The sequence below is a fragment of the Brucella sp. genome (genome assembly GCF_032066345.1).
Taxonomy (GTDB): domain Bacteria; phylum Pseudomonadota; class Alphaproteobacteria; order Rhizobiales; family Rhizobiaceae; genus Brucella; species Brucella pseudogrignonensis.
On record NZ_DAMBKZ010000009.1, the window covers coordinates 163,678 to 189,115 of the forward strand.

The window sequence follows — 25,438 nt, forward strand, 5'->3', positions numbered from 1 at the left end:
GTACCGCGGGCTCCCTCCCCGCTACGCAACGGCTGTTCAGTCCGTCAGTCTGTGCCCGTCCTGGGCATCGAACAGATGAACATTGGCCGGATCAATGGAAACGGAAATCGTTTCCCCTGGGCGGACATCGACGCGTTCGCGGAAAATGCAGGTATTTTCGCTGCCCCCGAAACTGACCACGATCTGGGTTTCGTAACCGGTGGGTTCAATCACCGCGACCGGCACCTTCATGCCGGCCGCGTCAAGCCGGATATATTCGGGCCGCAAACCATAGACGAGGCTTTGGCCGACCGCCTGCGGATAGGGGCGAGCAAGCGGCAAGCGCATTCCGTCTTCCGCGATGAAGCTTGCCGGGTCCTCTGCATGGATCGTGCCTTTGATCATGTTCATGGCCGGCGAGCCGATGAAGCCGGCAACGAACAGATTATTGGGGTGATCATAGAGTGTGAGCGGCGAGCCTATCTGCTCGACGCGGCCATCATGCATGACGACGATCTTATCGGCCATTGTCATGGCTTCGATCTGGTCATGAGTGACATAGACGGTGGTGGTTTTAAGACGGTGATGCAGCTCCTTGATTTCGGCGCGCATGGCAACGCGCAGCTTGGCATCCAGATTGGAGAGCGGTTCATCAAACAGAAAGACCTGCGGATCGCGGACGATTGCCCGACCCATGGCCACGCGCTGGCGCTGTCCGCCGGAGAGTTGGCGTGGATAGCGATCAAGCAGATTGGTCAGACCGAGAATGCCGGCCGCATAGTTGACCCGCTCGTCGATTTCTGCCTGCGGCGCAGAACTCAGCATCAAGGAGAATGCCATATTCTTTGCGACCGTCATATGCGGATAAAGCGCGTAGTTCTGGAACACCATCGCGATATCGCGTTCCTTGGGGGGCAGATTATTAACGGTATGACCGCCGATCCGGATTTCCCCACCGGAGATATTTTCCAGCCCCGCCAGCATGCGCAAAAGGGTGGATTTTCCGCAGCCGGACGGGCCGACGAGAATGACGAATTCGCCATCTTCAATATCGATATTCACGCCTTTGATTACAGGAAAGGTGCCGAAAGACTTTTTGACTTCAGCAAACGCAACAGCTGCCATGCAATTCCTCCCAGAATGTGATCAATGATTTGAATGATTGAGAAAATGAACCGCCGGCTCCTCACTTCCGACGTTTGCATTTTGGTGCTTTTTTCTCCTTTCGCTTTGTTGATTGCAGTTTTGGTCAGCCGCGACCGACCAGGGGCATCTTGGTCGCCATGACGGTCATGGTCAAGACATTGGCATCCAGTGGCAGGCCCGCCATATAGACAACCGCGTTGCCGATATGGACCGGATCAATGGTTGGCTCTGCAGCCATGGTGCCGTTGGCCTGAACGACACCGGTCGATATTTTCTGCGTCATCTCACTGGCGGCATTGCCAATATCGATCTGGCCGCAGGCAATATCAAAATTGCGACCGTCGAGCGCAGTGGACTTGGTCAAACCGGTGATGGCGTGTTTGGTCGCTGTATAGGGGGCAGAATTGGGGCGCGGGGTCGTTGCCGAGATCGAGCCATTATTGATGATACGGCCACCGCGTGGATTTTGTGCCTTCATCAGGCGAAAAGCCTGCTGTGTGCATAGGAAGGCGCCGGTCAAATTGGCGCCGACAATGGCGGTCCAATCATCGAAGCTGACGTCCTCGAGCGCAACGCCGGGCACCAGGGTTCCGGCATTGTTGACCAACAGGTCAAGCCGGCCGAAGCTTCTTTCGACCGTGTCAAACAGGTTTTTGACAGAAACAGGATCACTGACATCGGCGGCCACGGCTAAAAAACTGCCGTTGGTTTCGGCGCTAAGGGCCGCCACCGCTTTTTCCAGAACGGCGGTGCGCCGGCCTGAAATGATGAGCTGATAGCCGGCAAGTGCCAATGCTTTTGCAATGGCGCGGCCCACGCCTGTCCCCCCACCTGTCACCAGTGCTACCGGTTTACGCCGTACCACACCATCCTCATTCATCCCTGGCCTCCCTTTTGTTCTCTTGACCGGTTGATCGCAGTCGGTGCGACCTTATTCTGCGTAGACTGGCGCAATATCTGCAGCCATTTCAGCCCATCCTGGCGATCGGCCGACGGACGGTATTCCGCGCCGATGGGTTTCGAATATCCCATACTTTTTAGTCTGTTGAGAATAAAGCGATAATCGAGTTCACCCTGATCGGGCTCCGCGCGATCGGGAACCGAGGCAATCTGCACGTGGCCGATAATGGGCAACAGCGCCGCAAGACGACGACTGATGTCGCCCTCGACAATCTGGATGTGATAGCAATCAAACATCAGTTTCAGATTGGGCAGGCGCAGCGCGTCGATGATGGCTTTGGCCTGCCCCGAACTGTTTAAGAAATAGTCGGGAGCGTCGCGATCATTGAGCGGTTCGATCAGGATGGTGATGCCGTGTTCGGATGCGCGCGCGCAGGCATAGCGCAGATTGTCGAGGAACGCCCTGTGCGCGTCATCCCCCTTTGCGCGTCCGGCCATGACATGAATATTGACGCAGCGAATTGCCACGGCGTAATCGATCGCCTGGTCGATTGTTGCCCGCGCTTCTGATTGACGACCCGGCAGGGCGCTCAGACCATTGTCGCCCGCCTCGACATCGCCCCGGGCGGTATTCAACCCGATCATCGTCAGCCCGGTCTCATCAAGCGCTGCCAGAATGTCGGCTGCAGAATGTCGGTAAGGCCAATGACATTCGACCGCGTCAAAACCGGCCTGCTTGGCCGCGCGGATCGCATCGGGCAGCGACAGCTGCTGCCACAGAAAGCCGAGATTTGCAGAAAACCGCACCATTCTAGTCCCATTCCACATCAAATTGTTCGACGACCTTCAGGATTTGCGCGCTGGTGAGCGCATTGGGCCGCATGCCGCGGGTCAGCAAAGCGAGCCTTGCGGTTTCCTCCAGCTCTTCGATGGCGTAGACGGCGGCTTCCAGGTCGCGGGCTGCCACCACAGGACCGTGATTGGCTAGCATCACAGCACTGCGCTTTCCCGCCAGCCCCTTGATCGCCGCCCCGATCGCCGGATCCCCCGGCATGAAATAGGGCAGCATTTTCACCCTCCCCAATTTGATGATGGAATAGGGGGTCAAAGGCGGCAGCATATTGTCGGGATCGGTATCGGGCAAAAGTGACAAGGCGACCGAATGACAGGAATGCAAATGTACGACGGCCTGCGCGCGGGCACCACGGGTTTCGTAAAAAGCCGTGTGCAGCGGCATTTCCTTGGTTGGCGGATCACCGTCGAGCAGGCGGCCCTCCTGATCAAACAGCGACAATCGCTGCGGATCCAGCCGCCCAAAGCAGCTTCCCGTCGGGGTCACGAGCAGGCGACCATCGGAAAGGCGGGCGGAGATATTGCCAGACGATCCGGCAGTGAGACCGCGATCATACATCGATTTTGCCAACAGACAGATCGTTTCGCGCAGTTTTGTTGTTTCGCTCATCCCGCCTCCAGCATATTCAAGGCATCGCGGAAGAAGGAGGGAGTGCCGAAATTACCGGATTTCAAGGCGAGTGCGACCGACGCACCCTGTGTTGTGGCATAGGTCCAGGGAACGCCCGGTGCAATTTCCCGGCCAACGCGCAGCTTTGCGACGCCGAGCGCCTGGGCGACCGCGCCGGAGGTCTCACCGCCGGCGACCACAAAGCGTCTAATGCCAAGGGCAAAGGCTGCGACGGCAATTTCAGCGAGCGCTTGCTCGACAATCTGTCCTGCACGCTCAGCGCCAAGTGCGGCCTGCGCGGCTTTCACGGAGGTCGCATCCGCGCTTGCATAGATCAATTTGGGTGCTGTGAGCGGCACTGTTTGCAGCCACTGGGTGACCGCCCGAATGCCATTTGGTTCCGCAAGCCGGATCGGGTCAAGCCGATAGCTTTGCGCCTGGTCCTCAAACGCTGCCACCTGCTTAAGGGTCATGGCGGAACAGCTGCCCGAAAGCACGATCTGGCCTGCGCCGAGATCCGGTGGTGCTGCCGTACTGCCTTTCGCTTGCAGCAGACCTTTTTCGTGAAGAAGCGCAGGCAATGGCATGGCCAGCGCACTGCCGCCGGTGAGCAAGGGCAAATCGAGCGTCGCTGTGGCAATGGCGGCAAGATCAGCATCCGCTACCGCGTCCATCACCACATGGCCGATGCCGCTGGCTTTGAGCGCATCAAGCGCTGCCCGCACGGATTTGACGCCTTTGGCGATGGTCAACCGGTTCACCAGGCCGACCTGGCCTTGCAATTGCGGCGCGAGCAGGCGCAGCAGATTGGCATCGCGCATCGGCGTCAGCGGATGATCCTTCATCGGACTGTCACTGAGCAGCCTGTCGCCCACGAAAAGATGTCCCATAAACACAGTGCGGCCGTTTTCAGGAAATGCGGGGCAGTAAATGGCCTGTTCTGCGGCCGTAGCGCGCATCAGCGCTTCGGCGACTGGGCCGATATTGCCATCAGCCGTGCTGTCAAAGGTCGAACAATATTTCCAGTAAAGCTTGTTGAGGCCGCGTTGCTTGAGCCAGTCATAAGCTGCAAGAGCCTGCGCGACGGCCTGCTCGCGCGGCACGGTGCGGATTTTAAGGGCGATGATTTCAATGGCGGAAACGTGGGCAACCGGCGCGTCTTTATCAGGCAGGCCGAGCCGCAACGAGACCGGATAGCCGCTGCGCGCCAGCAAGGCCGCAAGATCGGTGGCACCGGTGAAATCATCTGCGATCGCGCCCAAGGCAATTGCCATGATTTAAGCCCCCATGCCGGGCAGCATCACGCCGCTCTTATGCGCCAGGATCTTGGCGACGGCTGCGTCATCCTCCAGTCCAAGCCCTGCTTCCGAAGCCTCACGAAACAGCGAGAGTGCCGTTTCGCTGAGCGGTGTGCTGGCCCCCAGCGCCGCGGCCTCGCGGGCAACGATCCCCATATCCTTGACAAAAATATTGACGGCCGAACGCGCCGCATAATCGCCCTCGACAATGTGGGGCCCGCGGTTTTCGAACATCCAGGAAGCACCGGCCGACACACGGATTACATCGAAGACCGTGCCCAGATCAAGGCCGAGCCGGGCGGAAAGTGTCAACGCCTCGGCGGTTGCAGCGATATGAACACCGGCCAGCAACTGGTTGATCATCTTGACCTTGGAACCGGTTCCAGGCTTGTCGTCGAGATGGAAGACCTTGGCGGCAATCGCCTCAAGCGCCAGGGCGGCTTTGTCGAAGGCCTGTTGTGATCCCGAGCCCATCACCGTGAGTTCGCCGGTTGCCGCTTTTTGCTTGCCACCGGAGACCGGCGCATCAATCACCAGCATTCCGGCGGCTTCGAGTTCGGCTGCAATTTCAATACAATGGCTCGGCTCCATTGTCACGCACAGCACGAAGACGGTGCCTTGCCGGGCCTGGTTCAAGGCCCCGTCACCGCCAAACAGCACTTCTTTCGCCTGCGCGGCATTGACGACGAAGACAAACACGATATCGCTTGCCCCGGCCTGCTTTGCGGTCGCATAGGCGGTACCACCCAGTGCCGCAAACTCTTGCAGGACGTCGCTGCGCAGATCAACGCCGTTGACGCGGAAGCCGGCGCGCAACAGCGCGGTTGCGGCACCAAAACCCATGGAGCCGAGGCCGATGATGGTGACTGTCTGTGGATCGCTCACCTTAATTTACCCCCTCTTTCAGCTCGCCTTTCAGTTCGTCTTCGATGTGTATATTGATGATCTCGTCAAAGGAGCTGTCTGCGACAAAGCCCAGTTCAAGGGCGCGTGCGGCGTCAAAATCCTGGGCCCAGCCATCGACGATGCTGGCGATCAGCGGGTCATGCTCCTTGCGGATCAGCGCGACGGCCCGATCACCGGCGACCCGGCGCAGCGCTTCGATCTGCTCGCCAACGGTGGCGGAAAGACCAGGCATATTAAGCACACAGCGATGTCCAAGCCGCGCGGTGTCGATTGTGGCTGCGTGCAGCAGGAATCCGACGGCCCGGCGCGGGCTGACATGCCAGTGCCTGACGGTATCGGCGACCGGCAGGATCGCTTCCTTGCCAATGAGTGGTTCACGCAGAATATTGGAGAAGAATCCGGAGGCTGCCTTGTTGGGCGTTCCAGGACGGATGCACACGGTGGGCAGACGGATACCAATCGCATCGAGTAAGCCCTTGCGGGCATAATCGGCCAGCAGCAATTCACCGATTGCCTTTTGCGTGCCATAGCTGGTGCGCGGGGTGAGAAAGAATTCGTCATTGATCCGATCGGGGAAAGGCGCGCCGAACACCGCGATGGAGGATGTGAACACCAGCCGCGGTCTGTAGCTTGCGATTTCGCCCTGTTGTCGAATGGCTTCCAGCAGGAAACGGGTGCCATCAAGGTTGATGGCATAGCCCTTTTCAAACGCCACCTCCGCTTCGCCCGAGACGATGGCGGCCAGGTGGAATATCAGATCCGGCCGATCTGCGATCAGTGCGGGGGCGATACGGGGGTCTGAGATATCGGCGGATTTGCAGGTGACATTGCCGTCAAATCCGATGGGGGCTTGTGGCGCTACGACATCGACCAGAGTGAGCCTTTCCACCGGCATGCCGTCAATCGCTGGGACTGCTGCGATGGCCTGTGTCAGTTTTCGTCCGACCATGCCGGCTGCACCGATAATCAAGACATGCATTCAAACAACCCTTTTCAACTTGCTGCTAAGGCAGTCACGGCTGGGAAGCCGTGATTGGGGCAGAGACCTGCTGAGCGCGCGCGGCCAGCGATTTCTGTGTGGAGGTGTAAATACGTTGCTCATGGACTGCGAAGGCCGCCATTGCTGCAGCGCGGTCGCGATTTTCAAGCGCTGCGAGGATTTTCTGATGGTCGGAGAAGCTGCCGTTAAGCGCCCCTGGCCTGGCAACCGCGCGGCGGCGATGCTCCATCATATAGGTGTAGAGATCGGTGACGATGTCTGCGAGCAGCGGGTTTCCGCATTCGCGATAGATGGTGACATGAAACTCGCGGTCGCAGATGAGGAAGCGGACGGGATCATTGAGGCAGGCAGCCTGCGCTGTGAGCGAAAGCCGCAGGCGCGCAAGCGCGTCCTGGGAAATACGCTGTGCTGCGTCACCGACTATTTGTTGTTCGACCAGCATACGCGCCGCATGGACGGCGTGAACATCATAGCGATCGACATTGATCTGGGCGGTAATGCCAATCGACAGGCCGCCGAGCTCGGCGCGGGCAACCCGCGTTCTGGCGCCCTGCGTCACATCGAGGATACCATGGGCAGCAAGAATCTGGATGGCACCGCGCACTGTTTGCCGACTGACAGAAAGAGCGCTCGCCAATTCGCGCTCGCCCGGAAGCGCATCGCCGACACTGAGCAGGCCCGATGCGATCAGTGCGCCGATCTTGTCCGCGATCACGTCACGCATGGACCGACGCTCCAGATTGCGTCCGAGCCCAGCCTTGTTGTCGAGGAGAAGATCATGCGCAGCGTTCAAACTCGACCTCACTGATACACTGGTCTATCCAGTGGTCCAGTTACAATCGGCGACGCGGCGTGTTCTGTCAAGCACCCTTCCTACCAAACGCCTGGCAAACCGCCTCACCAACCGCTTGACCAGCCGCGCGTGCTCTTTCGTAGCGACGCTGGCATTCGACTTGTCGATTGCCAGCGCTTTGATCACGCCTTTAACCGAGAAGCGCGGTTAGATCGGGCCCCATTGGATCTGGACCGCGATATAGAGAAAGACCGCACTGATCAAACCCCAGGCGATGACAAGCGGGGCGATGAATTTCACCCATTTTCCATAGGAAACCTCGGATGTGGCAAGGATTGCCATCAGCACACCGGATGTCGGATTGATGCAGTTGACGACCCCTTCGCCAAAAACCACTGACTGGACGGTGGTCTGCCGGGTAATCCCCAGAATATCCCCGAGCGGTGTGAAGACCGGGATCAAAACTGCGGATTCACCAGATCCAGACGAGATGAACACGTGCATGATCATCGCGCTGACATACATGCCGATCGCGGAAAGGGAACGGGGCAACCCGTCGAGCGCCAGCACCGCATAGGAGACGATCGTGTCGAGGATCATGCCCTGTTCGAGAATGATCGAGATGGCACGCGCCAGGCCAACGATGAATGCGCCGATAACAAGCTGTGAACAGCCTTTGAGAAAGCCTTTGGCGATCTCATCGGCAGACATGCGAGCGATGATGCCGACACCGATTGCCATGATGATAAACATGGCAAGCATTTCCTTTTCGCTCCAGTTGAGCGTGACGGCTCCGGCAATAAAGCCCCCAAGGCACAGCGCCGTAAACAGCAGGGCGAGCCAGTAGCGGGCGCGTTGACCGGGGGCTGCATCGCTCTTAGTTTCGCCATCCTCGATCTCGTTGGGGCGCGGTGAAGTCTTGCGCTGGCTACGCGCGTATAGCCACAGGAATGCGATGGTGGCAAGCAGGAACGCCAGGAATATGACGACGCGGAAGCCGATGCCTGAGAGGAGTGGAACATCGGCAAGTCGCTGCGCAAGGCCGACCGATGTCGGTGCCGAAATCGATGCATTATAGCCGGTATAGGTGGCGATATAGACCAGTGAAATCCCGAACAATTTGTTCATGCCGATTGAGCGCGCCACCATAATCCCGATGGGCACGAATGCGATCACCGAATTGACGACGATACCGGTGGTGCCCAATACCGAAAAAACCACGCAGAACAGGACAATCAGGGTGAGATCGTTGAGCCTGCGATTTTTTGCGATGCCGTTGAGCATGTGATGCACAGCACCGGATTGCTCAAGCACATGCAGAGCGCCGCCGGTAAACATCACCATGAAGACAATTGGTGCACTCTTGATCAGACCTTCGGCAATGGCCAGAAACAGCGCCTGCGGATAGACATGATGCTGTTCAACACCATGGTAGCTTCCAGGCACCGAGAAGGAGATGCCATTGCGGACTTCGGTCGCATATTGTCCAGCCGGAATGATCCAGGTGCCGATCCCGGCCAGAACCAGCATACAGAAAAGAAGAACGTAAGGATTTTGCAGACTGAGGCCCTTTTTGGGGGCCGCGGGTGATGGCGATGCAGTCATGGGATGTGTTTCCTCCTTCGGAGGCGGCTGATCACACCGCCTCCCTCGTCAAAATAGCTCAGCTGTTAGCGATGATCTGACTGATCAGCGCGGCGCGGCGCGGAAGCCCAGCTATGGTCACATGCTCGTATTCGGCATGCGGGCCACCGCCCTCGGCACCCAGACCATCCAGCGTCGGAATATCAAGCGCCGAAGTAAAATTGCCATCGCTTCCACCACCGACCGCACTGCCCGAAACCGTCATGCCGAGGGCAGTACCTGCACGAACGGCCTGCTCGAACAGGGATTTGTTGCGCGCGTTGAGTTCCATTGGCGGGCGATTGAGACCCCCGGAAATCTCGATCTGGGCGCCGTCCAGAAAAACCGGGCATGCGCGGATTTCCGCTTCGACCCTTTCCGCTTCGTCAAGCGAGGTGACACGCACATCGATCGACAGGCTCGCATGATCGGGGATGACATTGATGCGGTTGCCTGCCTGCGCGATACCGACATTGACCGTGGTGCCTCTGGAGAGGTCCTGCAGTTCATGAAGCCTGAGGATCTGGCGGGCCATTTCTTCGGCGGCACTGACACCGCCGAGCGGGTTGTTGCCGGCATGAGCGGCCTTTCCCTTGATCTGCATATGAAAATGACCGGTTCCCTTGCGGGCAATCTTGAGGTTTCCAGTCCCCTCCTCTGACGGTTCAAGCACCAGAACCTGATCACATTGTCGGGCGATTTCCTCGATCAGAGCGCGCGAGTGCCAGCTACCGGTTTCCTCATCGCTGGTGCACAGGAACCAGACCTGGTGATTGTCGAGCGCGTCGCCGGCGATCAATGCCTTCAACGCCCAGATACCCTGGATGACGCCACCCTTCATATCGAAGGCGCCAGGTCCGTAATATTTTCCGTCTTCGATGCGGGTCCCCAGACGGTCGAGGTCCCAGACCGTATCGAAATGTGTCAACAGCAAGGTGCGGCGATTTCCCTGTCCGATTTTGAACAACAGATGATCACCGGCCTTCGTCTGCGCGAAGCGTTCAGGCTGCACATTTAAATGGCGCGCGAACAGGTCACAAAGAAAAGCGCCGCAGGCATCGACCAGAGCTTTGTCTTCGGTTGGCGACTGATGCTCGACAAGCGCCTTGAGGTCATTGAGCATATCGTCGGCATGGGTGGTGAGATAGGACAGGAACGGGTTCATCATTTCCTCCAGGATAATGGTCGGGCGGTGCCGTGCAGGGTTTTTTGGCGTCATGGGCGCGCCCCCTAGCCGCTACGATGAAGGGGTTACCGCCTGCAGGCTGGCCGGGCGAGGCACATGCGCCGAAAACCTGTCTTGAAGGCAATTATCAGCAGCGACGGGTTGCAACAATTGCTTTAAAGTGGACACCCTGTTGCATTTTGTGCAACAGGGTGTCCATGCAACATCGATCGCTGGTTTATTTTCGCGAAGTCGCCCAGACAGGTTCCCTGCATGAAGCCTCATCACGACTGCATATTTCGACTTCGGCCATCAGCCGCCAGATTGCCAAGCTCGAGGAGTCGCTGGGCATTGTGCTGTTTGAGCGGCGACCGCGTGGCATGGTGCTGACGGCTGCGGGAGAACTGCTGCTGCAACGCACGCAGCGCTTGGCAATCGGTATGGAAGAGGCACTGTCGGAACTGCGCGCACTTGCCGGAAAATCGCATGGCCTCATTCGCATTGCGAGTTATGAAGGGTTTGCTCTGGATTGCCTTACCCCTGCCATCGAGGCGTTTCGCGAGCAACATCCGGCGGTGCATTTTCATGTCTGGGTGGGCACCTCGCCTGATATCTGTGCGCGCATCAAGAATGGCTCGGCGGATATCGGCATAACCTATAGCTATCCACCGCCCCCCGATATTGCCATTCAGCACATCGCCTTGCGACCCATCTTTGCCGCGCTGCGCAGCGATCATCCCCTGGCGGGCAGGCGCTCTGTCACATTGGATGATTTGCGTGGCGAACAATGGGCAGTTCCTGACGAGGACCGGACGCAGCGGCTCCTGCTACAGGCGGCGCTGGCGGCAAAGGGAATTACCTTCAACCCTGTCTTCTCGACCAATTCGATGGCGATGCTGCGTGCCTATAGTTTTTCTTCGGGCACAACTTCGATCACCGGTTCCCCTGACCTGGTCCGCGGCAATGACTTCGATATTGCGCTGGTGCCAATCGAAGATCCTATTCTAGCGACCAGTGCCCTGCATATTCTGACGATGGAAGGTCGAAACCTGTCCCCGACCATGATCCGGTTTGTCGACGCGCTCAAAGCGCTGACGCCACCCGTGCAGAATTAAGATTTGTCCGGCATGGAGCCCCTCATCCGATAGGATAAAGGGCCGATCGGATGTAGGGGGACGCCGTGGCGGTCGCTTCGTTGCGGGGACTGTGTTCCCCGTCCTGGTGTTGCGCCGTCTCTGCGATACGCGCGCACCGCTTTTTGGGAGGATGCTTCAACCCGCCCGCAGCTTCGATACCCATACAAAAAAAGCCGCTAACGCGGCTTTTCCTGCAACGGGGGCAATGATTTACATCATATGCTCAGACACCTTGCCCTCGGCATCCAATGTCAGCATGACAGTTTTGCCATCCTTCATTGAGGATGCCTCCCACAGGCCCTGCTCGTTGAGCTTGAGATTTTTGAGCTCCGCATAGCCGGCCTTGTTGAACAGTTCGGTGGCCTGCGCTTCGGTCAGGCTGTTCTGACCGGCATCAGGGGTCTTGTCATCATGGGTGGGTGTGTCGGTGGCGCCAGGCGCGTCACTATTTGGGGTCTGTGTTGCCTGTGTGCCAGCAAGGCCTGGTGTGAGCAAAGCATAACAAACGACCCACAGATCGGAGCGATCATTCCCGCCTCTGGCGGCGTACGGAAAGTACGCTTTGCAATGCAGGGGAGAGGAACGATAGACGCGCTTTTGTTGTGGTGGCGCTGCTTTTGTGTCCGCTAATCCCGCCCACTTCTTTAATAGTTTTCTGTATCTGATAACGGCAGGCCGGTCCCCATTCCTCTTCCCGATCCGATGGCCCATCAAAAGGCGCTGCACACCATCGCGTGTAGGTTTGCCGCTTTCAGAACCAGCAGAATGATCGGATGATTTAACAGGCTCGTTGCCGCAACAAAATGGCGCTCCCTGTGAGAAGCGGCTGCAGTGTGAAACTCAATCTGTTGCGAATAGGGTTTTTAAAAGCGAAGTCGATTAATGCTCTGTCGCCGCTCCCTCTCCTGCATGATTTCCATCTTTTGAATGCGAAGTGAGGAAAGCTTTGATTGTAGCGTCGCGTTTTCAGAGCCGTTCACGGCGTTGCTCATCAGACATCTCGCCAGTCTGGTCGACGTTGATTCAGGTCTTTCGGCATCAAAGACGGAACGACCTTCAAATAAGCTTCCGGTTTGGAATCAATGACCGCCTGATAGACACCCGGGCCTGGCGCTTCCCATGAATGCAAAAGGTCTTCGAGAAGCTTTCCCCGAGCTTGCAGCGTGCGTCTTTGGGCCGACCTGCAGGATTACCGCTTTGTCCCTCTCTGAAAGGCGAAGCGCCAAGTTGTTCTTTCCTCAATTATCGGATGACATACCGTTTCAGTTCCCCTTGAAATGGCAAGAGCTTGACTGTACCTACACAAAATATTTAATGTATGTACTTTTATTGTTGCTTGCGCTTTCCATTTAATGTACGTACATTATATGAACATCGTTTGGGACGAACCAAAAAGACAATCCAACTTATCCAAGCACGGGCTTGATTTTGCAGACTTGTCTTATGAATTCTTTTTGGCTGCAAACGTAGCCAGCACAAAACAAGGGCGGCTAAAAGCTATTGGCCGTCTTGCTGATGGAACGATTGTTGTCATCTTCATCACTCTCGGAACAGAAGCGCTTTCAATCATTTCCATGCGAACAGCAAATAAGGTCGAAAGGAGCAAAATCTAGTGGCTAACAAATTCAGACCTAAACATGCAGAAGCCCACGGCTATACCAAGGAGGATTGGGACGCAGTCGATAGCCCACCGCTAACCGACGAAGAGCTATCCAGTATGAAGCCATTTAAGGAAGTTTTCCCCGAAATGGCGGAGAAAATGGAGAAGGCAATTGCAGCTCGCGGACGCCCTCGACTGGATACTCCTAAAACTCCGGTAACTATTCGTCTTGATCAAGATGTAGTCCAACGCTTTAAGGCCAGCGGCAAAGGCTGGCAGGGCCGTATGAACGAAGCACTACGCAAAGCCGTGGGGCTTTAGAGGGCTTATGGCGGCCTGGCGGCTTGGTGCTAACCGCTGCGGGGGAATTGCTGTTGCAACGTAAGCAGCAACTATCAATCGGCTTGGAAGAGGCGCTGTCGGAACTGCGCGCACTTGCCAGAAAATCGCATAGCCTGATACGGATTGCGAACCAGGCCGGTTTCGCTTTGGGCTGCCTTAGCTATGCCATCGCGGCGTTTCGGCAACAGCAGCCGGCGGTGCATTTCCATGTCTGGCTCGGCACCTCGCCCGATATCTGTCCCCACATCAAGAATGGCACAGCGGATATTGCTATCACCTATAGCGAGCCGCCACCGCCCCATATTGCCATTCAGCTTATTGCCTGACAACCGATCTTGGCCGCGCTGCGCTGCGATCATCCCTTGGCGGGCAGGCCCTCTGTCACACTGGATGATCTGCGCGGCGAACAATGGGCGGTTCCTGACGAGGACCGGACGCAGCGACTTCTGCTGCAGGCGGCGCTGGCGGCAAAGGGAATTAGCTTCAACCCGGTCTTCTCTACCAATTCGATGGCGTTGCTGCGCGCCTATAGTTTCTCTTCGGGAACAACCTCGATTACCGGTTCCCCTGATCTGGTCCGCGACAATGACGCCAATATTGCTCTGGTTCCAATCGACGATCCCGTTCTGGCGACCAGTGCGTTGCACATTCTGACGATGGAAGGTCGAAACCTGTCCCCGACCATGATCCGGTTTGTCGACGCGCTGAAATCACTGACGCCTGCGCGGCAGAATTGATGTTTTCATCATAATGCCAGACCCTGACGACATCTGGCGAATATCGCCACAGAGCATCGCTCAAGACCTCTGGCAATCCGGGGGCGGTAGCGGCATGATCGGAGATTTTTGCGTCATGCTTGAGCGTTCTGACTTTCGCAGCACGCATAAAAAAAGCCGCTGACGCGGCTTTTTTCATCTAGGGCAATGATTTACATCATATGCTCGGAAACCTTGCCCTCGGCGTCCAAGGTCAGCATGACGGTTTTGCCATCCTTCATTGACGATGCTTCCCACAGTCCCTGCTCGTTGAGCTTGAGATTTTTCAGCTCAGTATAGCCGGCCTTGTTGAACAGCTCGGTTGCCTGGGCTTCAGTCAGGCTGTTCTGACCAGCATCAGGGGTCTTATCATCATGAGTGGGGGTGTCGGTCGCACCAGGCGCGTCACTGTTGGGGGTCTGTGTTGCCTGTGCGCCAGCAAGCGCTGGTGAAAGGGCCATCGCACCTGCGATCAGGAGTGTTGTGAACTTCATAGCATTTCCTCTCATTTTCTGGTTGGCATGCTAACTAACCCCGGTGAGCAGAGATGGTTCCAGAACAAATCGCAATAATAGTCAGACTGGGAGGGGCCTGCGTGGACCTGCAAAAGCAACAGGCTTTGCGAAAGACAAAACAGAGGCCGGCGCAGCTGTGAATGATGCGGGTCAAAGGCCTCACCATTCCGAAAGCTGGTCTTGTTGTTACCGACGTTGTTCAGCCGGGATGAGTATCGCGATAGACCAGGCGCTCTGCGGGTATTTTGAGGGAAAGCGACAGGCCCTCGGGCTGCCAGTCCCGTGCGATCACCGCATTGAGGCCCTGAACTGTCGCCTTTTCGAGAGCGGCACCAAATCCCTTGCGTTCAGGTGGTTGTTGCAGGATTTCCCCGCCCGTTTCCTTCCAGTTCAAAGACAGCAGCTCCTCATCCAGACCAATATTGATCGCCAGTTGCCCCTCCGGGGATGACAGAGCGCCATATTTGGCGGAATTGGTGGTCAGTTCATGCAGCAGAAGTGCGAAGGAGGTGAGACCATTGCCCGAAATCGGAACGTCTGCACCGGTGATCTTCACAGGAGAGTGTTGCTCACCCTTATGCGGCGCGACAATCGCCTCGATCAGGCCCACAACAGAAGTGGCGCGATCCGCAGGGCTATTCCTGCCCAGCACAGGCAGGGTGAGTTCATGCGCGCGTGCCAGCGCCTGCAGCCGCGAACGCAAGTCCGTAACCAGCTCTTCAATGGTTTCGGCAGAGCGAGCGCTCAAGGATATCAGTCCCGAGGCGAGACCGAACAGGTTCTTGATACGATGGTTGATCTCCTGGAGCAGAATATCTTTCTGCTGCGCTGCCTCGCGCAGCGCCTGCGCCTGTGCTGCCAGTTCATCTCTTTGCAGAGCGAGCTGCTGTCGCTGACGATAGAGCTCGAAGAAAACCTCGGCCTTGCTGCGCAGGATATCCGGTTCGATCGGCTTTTGAATGAAATCGACTGCTCCCGCCTCATAGCCCTGAAAGCGGCGCTGTCCGGCGCTGCCAGCGGTGACAAAAATGATCGGGACATGTCGGGTGCGTTCATTGCCTCGCATCAGTTCCGCGAGTTGAAATCCATCGAGCCCGGGCATTTGGACATCGACAAGCGCCAGCGCCACGTCGTGCTCGAGCAAAAGCTCGAGCGCCTGGTCGCCGGTAGTCGCTTTAAGCAATTGCAAGCCTTCGCGGCGCAAGAGGGCTTCCAAGGCGATGAGATTTTCCTCAAGATCGTCAACGAGGAGAAACGATACGGGTTTCATGTTGACTTAAACCTCTCTTAAATATTGAGCTATCGCGTCAAGCGACAGAATTTTTGCGGCAGGGCAGCTGCGCAATGCCGCTTCCGGCATCACGGGCACCAAGGCCTGTTTTGGATCCTGCACGAGTACGGTTCCGCCACAGGCCTGAATGACGGCCGCCCCGCGTGCACCGTCGTCGTTTGCGCCCGACAGCACCACCGCAATCAAGCCTGCGCCGAAGACCTCGGCTGCAGTTTCAAACAGGACGTCGATGGAAGGCCTCGAAAACAGGACAGGATCGTCCTTGGAGAGCGACAGACTGCGGCGGTTCTCCACCAGCAGGTGGTAGTCGGGCGGCGCAAAATAGATGGTGCCCGGCTCCAACGGCTGGCGGTCCTCGACTTCCTCGACCATCAGACTGCATCTTTGTCGGAACAGTTCGGCCATCAGGCTTCGCCGATCAGGAGGGAGATGCACGACAATGATTACGGGCAACCGAAAGCCCGGCATGAGCTGCGGCAGGATGACCGACAGGGCATCAAAAGCGCCTGCGGAAGCGCCAATCACCACGGCCTGCGCTGCAGAAGCCATCATGACGTCACCCGCTGATAGATCTTTTCTTCGCGCACGAAATCCGCAAACGACGACGCCTCGGCGGAAAAGCGCACGCTCTCCTTGGCGCCCAGCCCCAGAAAACCGCGATGGGCAAGCGAATCCCGGAACAGGCCCAGCACACGATCTTTCAGGTCATTGTCGAAATAAATCAGCACATTGCGGCAGGAGATCAGGTTCATCTCGCCAAAGACCGCATCGGTAACCAGACTGTGGTCGGAAAACACCACATTGCGGCGCAGCGACTTATCGAACGATACGCGCCCATAAGCGGCCTGATAATAGTCGGACAGCGATGACTTGCCGCCCGAACGCTGGTGATTGGCGGTGAAGGACCGAACCCGTTCAATGGTATAGACACCGGCTTCTGCCGCCTGCAACGCCTCCTGGTTGATATCGGTCGCATAAAAAAGCGTGCGATCTTCCAGCCCTTCTTCGCGAAACAGGATGACCATCGAATATAGTTCCTCGCCGCTGCTACAGCCGGCAATCCAGACCTTCAACGAGGGATAGGTTCGCAGATGTGGTATCACGCGCTCACGAATGGCGCGGAAATAATCGGGATCGCGGAACATGTCGCTGACCTGAACGGTCAAAAAGCGCAGCAATTGTGGCAGCATTGCCGGATCGCGCAACAGGCGATCCTGCATGGCGGAGAAACTCGGAAACGCCAACTGTTCTCGCGCCTGTCGCAAGCGGCGCCGGATCGAGCTCATCGCGTAATTGCGGAAATCATAATGGTAGCGCAAATAAAGCGCCTCCAACAGCAAGCGGATCTCGATTTCCTCAGGCGAACCGGGCTTATTCTCGCCTGTCATTTGGGCATCCATACCCGGACAAGCGACAGCAGCTTGTCGACATCAAGCGGCTTGGCCATGTAATCATTGGCGCCCGCTTCGATGCAGCGTTGTTGGTCATCCGGCATCGCCTTGGCGGTGAGGGTGATGATCGGCAATTTCTTAAAGCTCGGATTTTGCCGGATGTGCCGCGTGGCGGTCAAACCATCCATGACCGGCATCATCACATCCATAAGGACAAGATCAATGGCCGCGTCGGGGTTGGCTGTTGAGCGATCAAGCGCATCGAGCGCCTCCTGGCCGTTGCGGGCAATCAGCACGTGTGCGCCACGCGGCTCCAGAATATTGGTCAATGCATAGACATTGCGAATGTCATCTTCGACCACCAGGATACAGCGGCCTTCCAGCAGAGCGTCGCGATGACGGGCCTTGCGGATCATCTTCTGCTGCTCGGGCGGCAATTCCGAAATGATCTGATGCAGGAAGAGACTGACTTCATCAAGCAGGCGTTCAGGGGACTTCGCGCCTTTTATGATGATCGATTTTGAATAGCGCCGCAGTCTCTGCTCGCTTTCCGGCGAAAGTTCACGTCCGGTATAAACGATCACCGGCGGGAAGGAATAAGCACTTTCACTGCTGAGGGTTTCGAGGAGAGAAAACCCGGAAGCATCGGGCAGCGACAGATCAAGCACCATGCAGTCAAAAGTCTGCTCGCGCAGGAGATCAAGGCACTCGGCGGCGTTACCGGCTGTAACAGTCTCGACGTCACGGGACCCCAAAAGCTTGGAGACGGCTTCGCGCTGCCGTTCGTCGTCCTCGACGATCAGAACCCGGTGCATCCGCTGTTCAAGCTTGGCCTCCAGCTTGTTAAGGACCCCGACCAGTTGCTCGCGACTGACGGGCTTGGTCAGGTATCCGACTGCTCCGAGCGAAAACGCCGTGCGGGTATGATCGCCCGCTGATATGACATGGATAGGGATATGTCGGGTCTGGACATCGTTCTTCAATCGATCCAGCACCGAAAGACCGGACTGATCGGGAAGTCCGACATCGAGAACGATCGCATTGGGCGAGAACTCGCGCGCGACCCGAACGGCTTCCTCTGCGGTCCGGGCGACCACCGAGTGAAAACCCATCTCGCGTGACAGATCGCGCACGATGGCTGCGAATGTCTCATCATCTTCGATCACCAGCAGAACGCGCTTGTCGCCGGTGATGGCATCCCGATCATCATCGAGTGGGCGCGGCAGCGCGATAGTCGATTGTTCTGAGGCTGGTAATTCTTCCGCAGGGGCCGGTGCTGCGGCTGGCGCAACCGCCGCATCAAGGCCGCCATGTTTGAGAGGAAGCGTCAGCGTAAAGCAACTGCCCTGCCCGGGTGTGCTTTCGACTCGGATGCTGCCACCGAGCAGTCGGGCGAGCTGGCGTGATATCGACAAGCCAAGCCCGGTTCCGCCGTAGCGTCGGCTGATGGTGCTGTCAGCCTGATGGAAGGCTTCGAAAATGCTCTTCAGCTGTTCCGCCGAAATCCCGATGCCGGTATCGCTGACCGAGAACAGTATCTTGTCGTCGTCTTCGGCGGCAATAGAGAGCACCACCTTGCCCTTATCGGTGAATTTGATGGCATTGGAAATCAGATTTTTGAGAATCTGCTCCAGTCGTTGTGGATCGGTCTCGAACGATCGGGGGATCGCCTCATCGATGTGAATGTCGAAGTCGAGTTTCTTTTCCTGCGCGACGGGATCAAACAGCTGCCGCAACCCTGCCGCCATCCGCACCAAAGGTGTGACTTCGGGATGAATTTCGACATGGCCCGCCTCGATCTTTGACAGATCGAGAATGTCATTGATCAGATTGAGAAGATCATTGCCCGAAGACTGGATGGTGCGCGCATATTTGACCTGTTCCTGGGTGAGATTTTCGTCCGGATTATCGGCAAGAAGCTTGGCGAGAATGAGCGAGGAGTTCAACGGGGTCCGCAGCTCATGCGACATGTTGGCGAGGAAGTCGCTCTTATACTGGCTTGATCGTTCAAGCTCCTGCGCCTTGAGTTGCACGGAGGCGTGCGCGCGCTCGAGGTCGGTGCGCTGCATTTCGAGCTGGTTGGCCTGTTCCTCCAACTGACTGTTGGTCTGTTCGAGTTCGATCTGCTGCTGTTCAAGACGCGACTGGGATTCCTTGAGCACACGGCTTTGTTCTTCAAGTTCCTCATTGGACACGCGCAGTTCTTCGCCCTGCGCCTGCAATTCCTCGGACTGCTGTTGTGTTTCCTCAAGCAGGTTCTGCAACTCGTCGCGATAGCTTGCGGCCTGGACGCTGAGCGCGATGGCTTCGCCGGTTGTGGCAAGCAGAGACAGGACGTCCCGATCGACGGGCTGCAGAAAGCCCAGTTCCATCACCGCATTGACATTTCCATGGACGGAAGCCGGCAGGATCACCAGATGCTTCGGCTTGTCGCGACCCAGCGCCGAACCAAAGCTCAGATAGCCAGTTGGAACATCGTCGAGTACGACAAGGCTTGCCTTGGCGGCAGATTGTCCAAGCAAACCTTCACGCTTGGCAAATTGTTTGGGAACGGCGTTATCATCCGGTACGCCGTAGACTGCGGACCGCTGGTATTGATCGCGGGAGCCAGAGAAAAATGCACCGGCCACCGCGCCTGTGTAATCGGTCAGATAATCAAGGATGCTTGCGCTCAGTTCCTCAATAGGCTGATCGCCCGACATTGCCGCCGCAAGACCGATTTCGCCGTTTTGCAGCCATTCTTCGCGGGCCCTGTTGAGCGTTGCCTTGCGCAGAAGATATCCGATCACCAATGTCAGGATAATGCCGAGCAAAGCGGCGAGAATTGTGCTGATTAACGCCTGGCTCTGCGCCCGCTCCATTTCTGCGAGGCGGACGGAACGCATGTCGTTTTCCACCTGCGTCATGGCATCGATGGTTTCGCGGATTGCGTCCATCTCAAGCTTACCACGGTCGGAGCGCACAAGCGCCAGGGCCCGTTCCAGCCCCTGATCCTTGCGCAGCACGATCGTCTCCGCCATTTCATCAAGCTTGGCACCGATATGCTGGCGCAGCTTGTCGAGACGTTCATTTTGCCCCGGATTATCCCTGGTGCGCTCGGAAACTTTTTCGAGCTGAGCGTTCACCGCCGCAAGCGCCGTCCGGTAGGGAGCAAGGTAGCTTTCTTCGCCGGTCAGCAGATAGCCGCGCTGTCCGGTTTCCGCATCCTGAAGCTTGGACAACAGGCTCTGGAGAGAAACGATGGCGCGGTGCGTTTCGACAATGCGTTGATTGGCAAGCCGGAGGCCCTGAAAATTGACATAGGTGACCAGCCCGCTGACGATAAAAAACATTAGCGCTGCGGCGAGTCCTATCGCCACACTGAAATCGATTCCGAACAGTTTTCCGGAACGGTCGGCTGTGGCGCGCATTGTCATGAGGAACTCTTGCTCAGGAGCGATAGGAGGATAGCGATGCGGTCATCGCTTCGGGATAAAACCGCCGGAAACGACGTCGCGACCGGTTCCGGGAACCGGCCGCAGCCTTCGCACGATGACAACATGATTCTCCCCCACCGATTCTTAAAGACGGATCAATAGCTTAAAGCGGACGCAATGTCTGTCCATTAGTAGACACAAATGTGGTCTGCCGCAATGCGGCTCCGCAGCTTCAAACACACTTTCAGCGCGCGCTCATAGCGATGGCGATCCCTCTGAGAGTGGCGATGCCATTTCAAAACAGCAAAAAGCCACGCAGGATGCGTGGCTTAATTGAACCAGTCAGGCGGCGCTAGAATTTCTGGCTGTTATACCAATCATCGACATCCTTGCGGACGGCGTCCTTTTCAATGCCGTAGCGCTCCTGAATCTTGCCTTCGAGCTGCTCACGCTTGCCGTTGATCTTGTCAAGGTCGTCATCGGTGAGGTCACCCCACTTTTCCTTGACCTTGCCCTTGAACTGTTTCCAGTTGCCTTCAACGCGATCCCAATCCATCATCAATCTCCTCTCATCGTATCTACAGAAAGAGCAAACTTTTCTTTCGGCTGGAAAGCTTGCAAGCCATAGTCATCATATCCAATGGCTTATACTTATAAACGTCGGCTTTGCCTGTTTGTTCCAAGTCATATACGTTTAAAAGTCTTGGAACAATTATCACGGGACTGTTATAGTCTGGCGAGCGTCGCAAGTTGCTTGACCTGATCATTTTGATATTCTTTGCGCGGAGGAGCGCATTTGATTGCTCCTCCGCGTAAACGATCTTACTTGGCCCAACGACCGTCATATTTGAATTCCGGAGCCTTTTCCAAAGCTTCCTTGGTGGTGTCCATCTTGGCCGACCACTTCTTGTCGTTTTCCGCATAAAGGATTTCGACGGATTGTGGCGCGACGATCACATATTTTTCGCCGATGCCGAGGAACCCGCCAACCGACACGATATAGCCGGTCAAGGCACCTTCAGAGATGATGAGGTCCTGGATCTTGCCGATCGATTCATCCTTGGAATTGGTAATATCCAGATTGAGGATATTGCTGGAGATCACATCGGTCGGCTTGGCGGTGACAAAGACCTCTGTTTCGACATTTGTTGCGGTTTGAGCGAAGGCCATTGATCCAAGAGCCAGGGTTGCAGCAGTTGCCAAAATAAGACGACGCATATCAATTCTCCAAAAATAAACGCTGATAATCAGCACGACCACACAATGATGAACACCACCACTTGGTTCCACTGGGCTGTTGATTTTTATGCAAGCCGTGACTTGGCCGGAGGCTGCGCAAGTCCCCCAAAGCCACTCCCGATAAATCCCCTATCGATCATCTCTTGGGCCCACTGCGTGCGCAGTGCCAGATTGATCTCTTCTCCTTGCGGGCCAAATGGCTTTCGAGCTGGCAATTCATCACCTTTGGAAAATTCAAGCGAAGCCTGCGGATTGGATGGAGCTTTTTATGGCTTTGGGAGTTCTCCTTTCATCTGAGGAGTCGATGCATGCTCAAACCCACCCATCCTGGCCATTATCCCGATCGGGATACCGATTGTCGGAACGCCGTAGCCAATGAGGTGAAAGGTTTGATTGCCTCTGCGGTCAATGCTGGCTGGGATGAAGTCGAGACGGCGCGCGCCATCAAGATTGTTGCAGCCATGCTGCTTGAGACACTCGATGACGCCCGAGACGAATAAGAGGAAATGAAAATGGTCGAAAAGAAAAATCCATGGTCCGATCCGGACCTTCACAGAGACGATCAGTCCGCCGACCCATCCAAGGTGGAGCCGCGGGATCACCAACAGAAGCCAACCCATGAACAGAGCAATGCGCCGGGTAGCCAAAGCACCAAGAAGCCGTCGGAGCCCTATCCAGATCGTTCGCGATAGACAGCAGGGAGAAGAACCATGTTGAGCCCCAAATCCGCTGATAACTATCCGGGCCGTCCCGACGACTGCGAACAGGCGGTTTCGCCCTTTCTAACGCGCATCATGAAGCAGGCGACACTGGGCGGCCGCTCGGAAGAGGATGCCGACAACGTTGTTGAAGGAACGAGCGTTCCGGGGGTGCGTGATCTGATAGCCGAAGCGGTTGATGCGGGTTGGTCGGCAGAGGAGGCAGCACAGGCCATCAAGGTTGTGTCCGAAAAACTGCAACGCGGCGATGTCGGCCGACACCTCGATCAGTGAACGTGCTCTTGTGCCGGTTTGAAGAACCGGCACGGCATGCCTTTCGTGCGGTGTTTCAACGGACAGTGCCTCAACGGGCGATGTCTGATCCGGCTATATCCGAGCTGGCGAGATCGGAACAGGAACGGGAAGAAGCCCCGTGCTTTCTTACCACCCCACTGGTTGCGATCAGACCTGCGGCGGCCAGAGCTGCGAGGGTGGAGAAAATCAAGCTCCCTGCCGCTCCTTGCAGATCGACCAGCAGTCCACCAAGAACTGCGCCGCCCGATATCGCAATCTGGAATGTGGTGAGCATGAGCGCACCGGCGCTTTCCGCCTCATCGCCCGCCGCCCGCGTGGTGAAGCTCTGGGCGCTCACCGGCACTGCGCCGAATGCCAAACCCCAGACAACCGTTCCCAGAATGGCTAGCGAGGGCAGAGCGCCGAAGGCAAACAGGGTGAGTGTTGCAATGCTCAGTGCCGATGAAGTCAGGGCCAGCGCGATACGCGTGCTTCGCTCCGCCAGCAGCCCACCCAGAATATTGCCAAAGAAGCCGCCGATGCCAAAGGCCAGCAGGATCGCGGAGATCTGTGTGATGTCAAATTGCGGCACAGTTTCAAGAAATGGCCGGATATAGGTGAAGCTTGCAAAATGTGCGGCGACAACCAGCAGGATGGTTGTGAGTCCGACACGAATGATCGGTCGGCGGAGGATGCCAACCAGGCTTGCGAGCGAGGCACCCGTCTTTGCCGGCAAGGACGGCACAGTTAAAAACTGCACCAGGAAAGTCACCGTGCCGACAGCTGCGGCAAGGAGGAATGCGTAGCGCCAACCAAAGGCCGCACCAATCCAGGCGCCTAGCGGTGCCGCACAGACGGTTGCAAGCGACACACCGGTCATGATGACAGCCATGGCGCGGGGCAGTATCGCATCGGGTGCCAGCCGCATGGCGAGCGCCAGCGACAAGGCCCAGAAGCCACCCAGGCCGACCCCGAGCAGAATGCGGGCCGTATAAAGCACCGCAAGATTGGGGGAGAGCGCCGAGAGGAGGCTGGAAAGCACCAGCATCAGCGTCAGCCCCAGCAGGACGTGGCGACGATCACGCCTCTTTGAATAGATGACGATGCCCGGCCCAGCAAAGGCTGCGACAATGGCGGTCATTGTCATCGACTGGCCGGCCGCGCCCACACTGACGCCGAGATCCGCCGAAATCGGCGTTAAAAGGCTGACCGGAAGAAACTCGGCCGTCACCAGTCCGAAGACGCCGAGCGACAGGGATAGGATCGCTGACCAGGCCGCTCTGTCCGGTGCGGTCTGTGCGCGATTTTCTGGGTTGATTTTCATGTCCATGACGCGCTCCATTTTGCGAGTTGCCCCCAAGATATGGGTGACGCGTCGTTGTTTCTATGGTAGTAAATCTAAATTACATACCATTTCCTCCAATATTTCCGCTCTCTCACCGGTGTCGCCATGCAAGATCCGCTGACCGAAATTCTCCGCAGCCTGAGGCTGGATGGCGTTGAATATGGCCGATGTCAGCCCTGCGCTCCTTGGGCGACGGCTTTCCCGGCCGGAGAACCGGCGCGCTTTCATTTTCTAGCCTCTGGATCGGCCGTTATCCAGTCACCGGACGGGGAGTGGCATCCACTCAAGCCCAGGGATGCGGTGTTGCTGCCGCGCGGCGATGCGCATATCATTGCCAGCGCCCCGGGCGTCAGTCCGGTGCCGATCGGTGCATTTCCGAGAAAGTCGGTCGGTGGTATTATCGATGTTGAATGCCCGAATGCGGACAGGCGCAATCTGTTGTTTTTCGCTGTCATGACGTTCAATCTCGACCGCGATCACCCTTTGCTGCAACTGATGCCCGATTTTATCAGGGCCAATGATTTTGCGGCGAAAGAGCCTTCAATTCCAGCCCTGTTGGAGGGCATGGCACGCGAGGTTCAGATGAACCGTGTCGGCGCCTGCGGAATTGTTGCGCGGCTGGCCGACGTTTTGACGGCAACAATGATCCGCAGTTGGGTAGAACATGGCTGCGGTAAGGAAAAAGGCTGGTTGGCAGCATTGCGCAACAACGAGATTGGCCGCGTGCTGGCGGCGGTGCATCTGGATCCGGCGCGCCACTGGAGCGTCGAGGATCTCGCCGAGATCATGGGCGCATCGCGGTCAAGCTTCGCGCAGCGGTTTCTCGATATTGTCGGCGAGACACCGGCGCGCTATGTCGGACGAACCCGCATGCAGCAGGCGCATCAATGGCTAAAGCAAGGCCAGCGGGTGGCAACTGTCGCCCATCGGCTTGGTTATGAGTCAGAAGCCTCGTTCAGCCGTGCCTATAAGCGGATTACCGGCGCGCCTCCAAGTGCCCATCGCCTGCAGGTGGCACCGCTTCCTCCAGCGCATATCTGATCGAGGCAACTATGCGCCAGGCAATGCCACTTCCAAGGCGAATAGTGCAGTCGACAGCAATCATTTGTGTTGAGCTGACGGCTTTTGCGGCTTAGGTTTCCTC

The 25,438-nt window shown here is 57.1% G+C and carries 27 protein-coding genes and 2 pseudogenes; 8 read left to right on the forward strand and 21 right to left on the reverse strand.

All coding sequences use genetic code 11. The features are described from left to right. Positions 1–36: 36 nt before the first annotated feature. The 10 genes from RT142_RS13485 to RT142_RS13530 form a co-directional block, all read right to left on the reverse strand. On the reverse strand, positions 37–1,104 hold the full coding sequence (locus RT142_RS13485; protein ID WP_313029195.1) for a sn-glycerol-3-phosphate ABC transporter ATP-binding protein UgpC: 1,068 nt from the start codon (positions 1,102–1,104) through the stop codon (positions 37–39). Positions 1,105–1,228: 124 nt separating this feature from the next. Further along, entirely contained in the window at positions 1,229–2,005 is a 777-nt protein-coding gene (locus RT142_RS13490; protein ID WP_064323215.1) for an SDR family oxidoreductase, read from the reverse strand. Further along, the gene (locus RT142_RS13495; protein ID WP_313029197.1) at positions 2,002–2,835 is read right to left on the reverse strand and encodes a hydroxypyruvate isomerase family protein; all 834 of its coding nucleotides are present in this window, start codon (positions 2,833–2,835) and stop codon (positions 2,002–2,004) included. The genes RT142_RS13490 and RT142_RS13495 overlap by 4 nt, the downstream gene beginning before the upstream one ends. Position 2,836: 1 nt before the next feature. Further along, a complete protein-coding gene (locus RT142_RS13500; RefSeq protein WP_094543935.1) occupies positions 2,837–3,487 on the reverse strand; it encodes an aldolase in 651 nt (216 codons plus the stop codon). Then, complete coding sequence (gene otnK, locus RT142_RS13505) at positions 3,484–4,761, reverse strand: 3-oxo-tetronate kinase (RefSeq protein WP_064323218.1); 1,278 nt, start codon at positions 4,759–4,761, stop codon at positions 3,484–3,486. Before otnK ends, RT142_RS13500 begins: the two co-directional genes overlap by 4 nt. A 3-nt stretch (positions 4,762–4,764) precedes the next feature. Then, positions 4,765–5,670, reverse strand: a complete 906-nt coding sequence (gene ltnD, locus RT142_RS13510) for an L-threonate dehydrogenase (protein ID WP_313029205.1) — start codon at positions 5,668–5,670, stop codon at positions 4,765–4,767. Between the two features lies 1 nt (position 5,671). Beyond that, a complete protein-coding gene (gene denD, locus RT142_RS13515) occupies positions 5,672–6,670 on the reverse strand; it encodes a D-erythronate dehydrogenase (RefSeq protein WP_094543933.1) in 999 nt (332 codons plus the stop codon). A 34-nt stretch (positions 6,671–6,704) separates the two neighbouring features. Beyond that, the gene (locus RT142_RS13520) at positions 6,705–7,415 is read right to left on the reverse strand and encodes a FadR/GntR family transcriptional regulator (RefSeq protein WP_235819086.1); all 711 of its coding nucleotides are present in this window, start codon (positions 7,413–7,415) and stop codon (positions 6,705–6,707) included. Positions 7,416–7,691: 276 nt separating this feature from the next. Then, on the reverse strand, positions 7,692–9,089 hold the full coding sequence (locus RT142_RS13525) for a YfcC family protein (RefSeq protein ID WP_064323221.1): 1,398 nt from the start codon (positions 9,087–9,089) through the stop codon (positions 7,692–7,694). 58 nt (positions 9,090–9,147) lie between these two features. Beyond that, positions 9,148–10,326 carry a M20 family metallopeptidase gene (locus RT142_RS13530; RefSeq protein ID WP_235819082.1) on the reverse strand — a complete coding sequence of 393 codons (1,179 nt, stop codon included), beginning with the start codon at positions 10,324–10,326 and terminating at the stop codon, positions 9,148–9,150. A gap of 164 nt (positions 10,327–10,490) precedes the next feature. Between RT142_RS13530 and RT142_RS13535 the strand changes: the two genes are divergently transcribed. After that, on the forward strand, positions 10,491–11,387 hold the full coding sequence (locus RT142_RS13535; RefSeq protein ID WP_094543930.1) for a LysR family transcriptional regulator: 897 nt from the start codon (positions 10,491–10,493) through the stop codon (positions 11,385–11,387). A 231-nt stretch (positions 11,388–11,618) separates the two neighbouring features. Here RT142_RS13535 and RT142_RS13540 read toward each other — a convergent pair whose 3' ends face one another. Together RT142_RS13540 and RT142_RS24420 are read right to left on the reverse strand one after the other, a co-directional pair. Continuing rightward, positions 11,619–11,903: a hypothetical protein gene (locus RT142_RS13540; protein ID WP_235819081.1), complete on the reverse strand. Its 285-nt coding sequence runs from the start codon at positions 11,901–11,903 to the stop codon at positions 11,619–11,621. Between the two features lie 561 nt (positions 11,904–12,464). Next, complete coding sequence (locus RT142_RS24420; protein ID WP_374891711.1) at positions 12,465–12,650, reverse strand: DUF5681 domain-containing protein; 186 nt, start codon at positions 12,648–12,650, stop codon at positions 12,465–12,467. A 125-nt stretch (positions 12,651–12,775) separates the two neighbouring features. On the opposite strand from RT142_RS24420, the gene RT142_RS13545 reads away from it, so the two are divergent. The 3 genes and pseudogenes from RT142_RS13545 (at position 12,776) to RT142_RS13555 (ending at position 14,087) form a co-directional block, all read left to right on the forward strand. Beyond that, positions 12,776–13,021, forward strand: coding sequence for a BrnT family toxin (locus RT142_RS13545; protein ID WP_094543984.1), 246 nt, complete (start codon positions 12,776–12,778; stop codon positions 13,019–13,021). Continuing rightward, complete coding sequence (locus tag RT142_RS13550) at positions 13,021–13,329, forward strand: BrnA antitoxin family protein (protein WP_064322579.1); 309 nt, start codon at positions 13,021–13,023, stop codon at positions 13,327–13,329. Before RT142_RS13545 ends, RT142_RS13550 begins: the two co-directional genes overlap by 1 nt. An 83-nt stretch (positions 13,330–13,412) precedes the next feature. Beyond that, positions 13,413–14,087: pseudogene (locus tag RT142_RS13555) on the forward strand (LysR substrate-binding domain-containing protein). Positions 14,088–14,278: 191 nt separating this feature from the next. Here the strand turns inward: RT142_RS13555 and RT142_RS13560 are convergent. The 8 genes and pseudogenes from RT142_RS13560 to RT142_RS13595 all read right to left on the reverse strand — a co-directional run bounded on the left by RT142_RS13560 (position 14,279) and on the right by RT142_RS13595 (position 21,936). After that, positions 14,279–14,599 carry a hypothetical protein gene (locus tag RT142_RS13560; protein ID WP_064322582.1) on the reverse strand — a complete coding sequence of 107 codons (321 nt, stop codon included), beginning with the start codon at positions 14,597–14,599 and terminating at the stop codon, positions 14,279–14,281. Positions 14,600–14,819: 220 nt separating this feature from the next. Continuing rightward, entirely contained in the window at positions 14,820–15,368 is a 549-nt protein-coding gene (locus RT142_RS13565; RefSeq protein ID WP_235819085.1) for an HWE histidine kinase domain-containing protein, read from the reverse strand. A 234-nt stretch (positions 15,369–15,602) separates the two neighbouring features. Next, positions 15,603–15,890, reverse strand: a pseudogene (locus RT142_RS13570) (two-component system response regulator); the annotation flags it as partial. A gap of 6 nt (positions 15,891–15,896) precedes the next feature. Further along, entirely contained in the window at positions 15,897–16,463 is a 567-nt protein-coding gene (locus RT142_RS13575) for a chemotaxis protein CheB (RefSeq protein ID WP_094543928.1), read from the reverse strand. After that, a complete protein-coding gene (locus RT142_RS13580) occupies positions 16,460–17,299 on the reverse strand; it encodes a CheR family methyltransferase (RefSeq protein ID WP_094543927.1) in 840 nt (279 codons plus the stop codon). The genes RT142_RS13575 and RT142_RS13580 overlap by 4 nt, the downstream gene beginning before the upstream one ends. Beyond that, positions 17,296–20,718: a response regulator gene (locus RT142_RS13585; RefSeq protein ID WP_313029224.1), complete on the reverse strand. Its 3,423-nt coding sequence runs from the start codon at positions 20,716–20,718 to the stop codon at positions 17,296–17,298. The genes RT142_RS13580 and RT142_RS13585 overlap by 4 nt, the downstream gene beginning before the upstream one ends. A gap of 352 nt (positions 20,719–21,070) precedes the next feature. After that, positions 21,071–21,274, reverse strand: a complete 204-nt coding sequence (locus RT142_RS13590; RefSeq protein ID WP_007880399.1) for a CsbD family protein — start codon at positions 21,272–21,274, stop codon at positions 21,071–21,073. A 266-nt stretch (positions 21,275–21,540) separates the two neighbouring features. Continuing rightward, the gene (locus RT142_RS13595; protein WP_064322587.1) at positions 21,541–21,936 is read right to left on the reverse strand and encodes a PRC-barrel domain-containing protein; all 396 of its coding nucleotides are present in this window, start codon (positions 21,934–21,936) and stop codon (positions 21,541–21,543) included. A gap of 329 nt (positions 21,937–22,265) precedes the next feature. On the opposite strand from RT142_RS13595, the gene RT142_RS13600 reads away from it, so the two are divergent. The 3 genes from RT142_RS13600 to RT142_RS13610 are packed head-to-tail and all read left to right on the forward strand — an operon-like array spanning position 22,266 to position 22,949. Further along, complete coding sequence (locus RT142_RS13600; RefSeq protein WP_064322588.1) at positions 22,266–22,457, forward strand: hypothetical protein; 192 nt, start codon at positions 22,266–22,268, stop codon at positions 22,455–22,457. A gap of 12 nt (positions 22,458–22,469) precedes the next feature. After that, positions 22,470–22,649: a hypothetical protein gene (locus RT142_RS13605; RefSeq protein ID WP_064322589.1), complete on the forward strand. Its 180-nt coding sequence runs from the start codon at positions 22,470–22,472 to the stop codon at positions 22,647–22,649. An 18-nt stretch (positions 22,650–22,667) separates the two neighbouring features. Then, positions 22,668–22,949, forward strand: coding sequence for a hypothetical protein (locus tag RT142_RS13610; protein WP_313029230.1), 282 nt, complete (start codon positions 22,668–22,670; stop codon positions 22,947–22,949). Positions 22,950–23,019: 70 nt separating this feature from the next. Here RT142_RS13610 and RT142_RS13615 read toward each other — a convergent pair whose 3' ends face one another. Continuing rightward, positions 23,020–24,279: an MFS transporter gene (locus RT142_RS13615; protein WP_094543925.1), complete on the reverse strand. Its 1,260-nt coding sequence runs from the start codon at positions 24,277–24,279 to the stop codon at positions 23,020–23,022. Between the two features lie 120 nt (positions 24,280–24,399). Here RT142_RS13615 and RT142_RS13620 point away from each other — a divergent pair, with 120 nt between their 5' ends. Continuing rightward, positions 24,400–25,335, forward strand: coding sequence for an AraC family transcriptional regulator (locus RT142_RS13620; RefSeq protein WP_094543924.1), 936 nt, complete (start codon positions 24,400–24,402; stop codon positions 25,333–25,335). Positions 25,336–25,438: the final 103 nt, after the last annotated feature.